Source organism: Corallococcus aberystwythensis (assembly GCF_003612165.1).
In the GTDB taxonomy this organism is placed as follows: domain Bacteria; phylum Myxococcota; class Myxococcia; order Myxococcales; family Myxococcaceae; genus Corallococcus; species Corallococcus aberystwythensis.
This window is the reverse complement of the sequence record NZ_RAWK01000454.1, coordinates 1-4325: the sequence shown is the minus strand read 5'-3', so window position 1 is coordinate 4325 and position 4325 is coordinate 1. Positions and strand designations below refer to the sequence as shown.

At 71.0% G+C, this 4325-nt stretch carries 1 protein-coding gene and 1 pseudogene; one reads left to right on the top strand and one right to left on the bottom strand.

The features are described from left to right. Positions 1 to 163 precede the first annotated feature (163 nt). Positions 164 to 406, bottom strand: a complete 243-nt coding sequence (locus D7W81_RS43935; RefSeq protein WP_244227770.1) for a hypothetical protein — start codon at positions 404 to 406, stop codon at positions 164 to 166. A gap of 16 nt (positions 407 to 422) precedes the next feature. Here D7W81_RS43935 and D7W81_RS40125 point away from each other — a divergent pair. After that, positions 423 to 4325, top strand: a pseudogene (locus tag D7W81_RS40125) (molecular chaperone DnaJ); the annotation flags it as partial.

The following is a 4325-nucleotide window of genomic DNA, read 5'->3' as shown; positions in this document are numbered from 1 at the left end:
GGGCTACACTCCGGGGCAGAATGTCCGCCTCGCAGGTCGCCGAAGCGCTGTATGCCGCCCACAAGTCCCGAGCCACCGGCCGGCTGACCCTGCACGCCGGTGGACGTGAGTCCGCGCTGTGGCTGCGCGAGGGCGACCTCGTGGGCGCGCGGCTGGGCTTTGGCTACCAGACGCCGGCGCAGGCGCTCTTCCAGAACGGGCTGCTGGGCGTGGACGCCCTGGACGCGCTGTGGGCGCGGGGTGGGGCGGCGGCGCCTGACGACGAGCTGCTGGAGGACAGCGGGCTGAAGCCCGCGGTGGTGCACGAGCAGCAGGTGCTGGCGCAGGTGCGCCGCTTGAGCGAGCTGGCGGAGCGCGCGGACTTCGAGGCGGAGGCGGTGGAGGCGGCGGGAGGCTTCGCGCCCATCGCGGGAGTGCGGGTGGTGCGGGCGGCGCTGGAGCCGGCGCCGAGTGAGGCCGTGCCCGCGAGGGTCTACCGCTGCCCGGAGGTGGCGGCGTGCGAGCCGTGGCTGACGGATGCGTCGGAGCGGAGCCTCCTGGAGACGCTGGGGGCGTTCCGGCAGCCGGAGGCGCTGACGGGGGCGCAGCAGGCGCTCCTGCGCGTGCTGGAGCGCGAGGGGCGCATCGAAGCCCTGTCGGTGGAGGACTGGGAGGAGCGCGAGCGGCTGCGGCGCGAGGAGGAGCTGCGACAGGCGGAGGAGGAGGCCTGGGAGATCGAGGAGGCCCGCCGGCGCGAGGAGGCGGAGCGGCGCGCGGAGGAGGCGAGGCTCGCGGAGCTGGCGCGGCTGGAGGCGGAGCGGCTGGCGGAGGAGGCAAGGCTCGCGGAAGAGGCGCGGCTGGCGGAGCTGGCGCGCATCGAGGCGGAGCGGCTGGCGGAGGAGGCCCGGCTCCAGGCGCTGGAAGCGGCCCGGCTGGCGGAGGAGGCCCGGCTTCGCGCGGAGGAAGAGGCGCGGATTGAGGCGGAGCGGCTGGCGGAAGAGGCTCGGCTCGCGGAGCTGGCGCGGATTGAGGCGGAGCGGCTGGCGGAAGAGGCCCGGTTGGCCGAAGAGGCCCGGCTGGCGGAGGAGGCTCGGCTGGCGGAAGAGGCCCGGCTGGCCGAAGTGGAGCGGTTGGCGGAAGAGGCGCGGCTGGCGGAGCTGGCGCGGCTGGAGGCGGAGCGGTTGGCGGAGGAGGCCCGGCTCGCGGAACTGGCACGGCTGGAAGCAGAGCGTCTCGCCGAAGAGGCTCGGCTCGCGGAGCTGGCGCGCCTTGAAGCCGAGCGCCTCGCCGAAGAGGCTCGGCTCGCGGAACTGGCGCGCATTGAGGCGGAGCGGTTGGCTGAAGAAGCCCGGCTTGCGGAGCTGGCGCGCATTGAAGCCGATCGACTGGCTGAAGAAGCCCGGCTCGCGGAACTGGCACGCATTGAAGCCGAGCGTCTCGCCGAAGAGGCGCGATTGGCAGAACTCGCGCGTGTTGAAGCGGAGCGTCTCGCGGAAGAGGCTCGGCTCGCAGAGTTGGCGCGCATCGAAGCCGAACGTTTGGCGGAAGAAGCGCGCATTGAAGCCGAGCGTCTCGCAGAGGAGGCGCGGCTCGCCGAGCTGGCTCGCATTGAATCCGAGCGTCTGGCCGAAGAGGCCCGGTTGGCCGAAGAGGCACGTCTTCGTGCCGAGGAAGAAGCTCGCCTTGCGGAAGAGGCCCGGCTAGCGGAGGAGGCGCGGCTTCGCGCAGAGGAAGAAGCACGGCTCGCGGAAGAGGCTCGGCTCCAGGCGATCGAGGAAGCACGCCTCGCGGAAGAAGCCCGACTGCGCGCGGAGGAAGAGGCGCGCCTTGCGGAGGAGGCCCGGCTCGCCGAAGAAGCCCGGCTTCGCGCGGAGGAAGAAGCGCGCATTGCCGAAGAGGCTCGTCTTCGCGCTGAGGAAGAGGCCCGGCTTCGCGCGGAGGAAGAAGCGCGCATCGCTGAAGAGGCTCGACTCGCTGAAGAGGCTCGACTCGCTGAAGAGGCTCGACTCGCTGAAGAGGCTCGACTCGCTGAAGAGGCTCGACTCGCTGAAGAGGCCCGACTCGCTGAAGAGGCCCGACTTCGTGCGGAGGAGGAAGCTCGCCTCGCCGAAGAGGCCCGCCTCGCGGAGGAGGCACGGCTTCGTGCGGAGGAAGAGGCGCGCCTTGCGGAAGAGGCTCGGCTCGCGGAAGAAGCCCGTCTGGCGGAGGAGGCTCGCCTCGCTGAAGAGGCTCGGCTGCGTGCGGAGGAAGAAGCGCGGCTCGCTGAGGAGGCTCGCCTTCGCGCCGAAGAGGAGGCCCGGCTCGCGGAAGAGGCGTGGCTTGCTGAAGAGGTCCGCCTTGCCGAGGAGGCCGCTCGAATTGAAGCGGAGCGCCTCGCAGAGGAAGCCCGGCTTGCGGAACTGGCGCGCATCGAAGCCGCGCGGCTTGCTGAAGAGGCTCGGCTGGCGGAGGAGGCTCGGCTCGCTGAAGAGGCTCGCTTGGCCGAGGAGGCCCGTCTCGCCGAAGAGGCTCGGCTTCGGGCAATCGAGGAGGCTCGGCTGGCCGAAGAGGCTCGCCTCGCCGAAGAGGCCCGCTTGGCCGAGGAGGCTCGCCTTGCGGAAGAGGCCCGCCTTCGCGCTGAGGAAGAAGCTCGTTTGGCCGAGGAAGCTCGCCTCGCCGAAGAGGCTCGGCTTCGTGCGGAAGAAGAGGCGCGCCTGGCCGAAGAGGCACGGCTCGCGGAAGAAGCGCGCCTTCGTGCGGAGGAAGAAGCCCGTCTCGCCGAAGAAGCCCGTCTCGCCGAAGAGGCGCGCATCCGCGCAGAGGAGGAGGCTCGGCTCGCGGAAGAAGCACGCCTTCGTGCCGAAGAAGAGGCGCGTCTGGCCGAAGAGGCTCGGCTCGCTGAAGAGGCCCGTCTTCGCGCGATTGAGGAGGCCCGCCTCGCCGAAGAGGCGCGTCTTGCGGAAGAGGCCCGGCTCGCTGAGTTGGCGCGCATCGAGGCTGAGCGGCTGGCGGAAGAGGCGCGGCTTCGTGCCGAGGAACAGGCCCGTCTGGCCGAAGAGGTTCGTCTGGCCGAAGAGGCCCGACGCCGCGCGGAAGAGGAAGCACGGCTCGCTGAAGAGGCGCGTCTTCGTGCGGAAGAAGAGGCCCGCCTGGCCGAGGAGGCCCGGCTCGCTGAAGAGGCTCGGCTTCGCGCGATTGAGGAGGCTCGCCTCGCGGAAGAGGCACGGCTGGCGGAAGAAGCGCGCTTCGCTGAAGAGGCTCGACTGGCGGAGGAGGCTCGGCTCGCCGAAGAGGCTCGACTGGCGGAGGAGGCTCGGCTCGCCGAAGAGGCTCGGCTGCGTGCAGAGGAAGAAGCGCGTCTCGCTGAGGAGGCTCGGCTTGCTGAGGAGGCCCGGATCGCGGAAGAGGCTCGGCTTCGCGCTGAAGCGGAAGCGCGTCTCGCTGAAGAGGCTCGGCTCGCTGAAGAGGCCCGGCTTCGCGCAGAGGAAGAGACACGACTCGCAGAGGAAGCTCGGCTAGCGGAAGAGGCCCGGCTTCGCGCTGAAGAGGCTGCGCGTCTCGCTGAGGAGGCCCGCCTTCGCGCGGAGGAAGAGGCCCGTCTCGCAGAGGAGGCCCGTCTCGCGGAAGAAGCACGGCTTCGTGCTGAAGAAGAGGCGCGTCTGGCCGAAGAGGCCCGCCTTCGCGAAGAAGAAGCCCGACTGGCGGAGGAAGCACGACAGGCCGAAGAGGCTCGGCTTCGCGTTGAAGAGGAGGCCCGGCTCGCTGAAGAAGCTCGGCTTCGTGCGGAGGAAGAAGCGCGCCTTGCTGAAGAAGCGCGTCTCGCTGAGGAGGCTCGCCTTCGTGCCGAGGAGGAAGCGCGGGTAGCAGAAGCGGCTCGCCTCGCAGAAGAGGCACGGCTTCGTGCGGAGGAAGAAGCCCGCCTCGCAGAAGAGGCACGGCTTCGTGCGGAGGAAGAAGCCCGCCTCGCCGAAGAGGCTCGGCTGGCGGAGGAGGCTCGGCTCGCGGAAGAAGCACGGCTTCGTGCGGAAGAAGAGGCGCGCCTAGCCGAAGAGGCGCGCCTGGCCGAGGAAGCTCGCCTTGCGGAAGAGGCCCGTCTTCGTGCGGTCGAGGAAGCTCGCCTCGCGGAAGAGGCACGGCTGGCCGAAGAAGCGCGGCTGCGTGCGGAAGAGGAGGCCCGCCTCGCCGAGGAGGCGCGTGAGGCCGAGCTCCATCGCCTCGCCGAGGAAGCGCGTGAGGCCGAGCTCCATCGCCTCGCTGAACAGGCCCGACAGGCCGAAGCCGACCGCCTCGCTGAACAGGCCCGCGCCGCCGAAGCCCAGCGTCAGTCCGAGCAGGGCAAGCCCGCCCATCCGCCCTCACTCCCCCGG

What these genes read in the sequence shown, in the direction of transcription:
- D7W81_RS43935 (WP_244227770.1), bottom strand. Translation starts at nt 406, where the DNA reads ATGGGCGCGAAGCCTCCCGCCGCCTCCACCGCCTCCGCCTCGAAGTCC.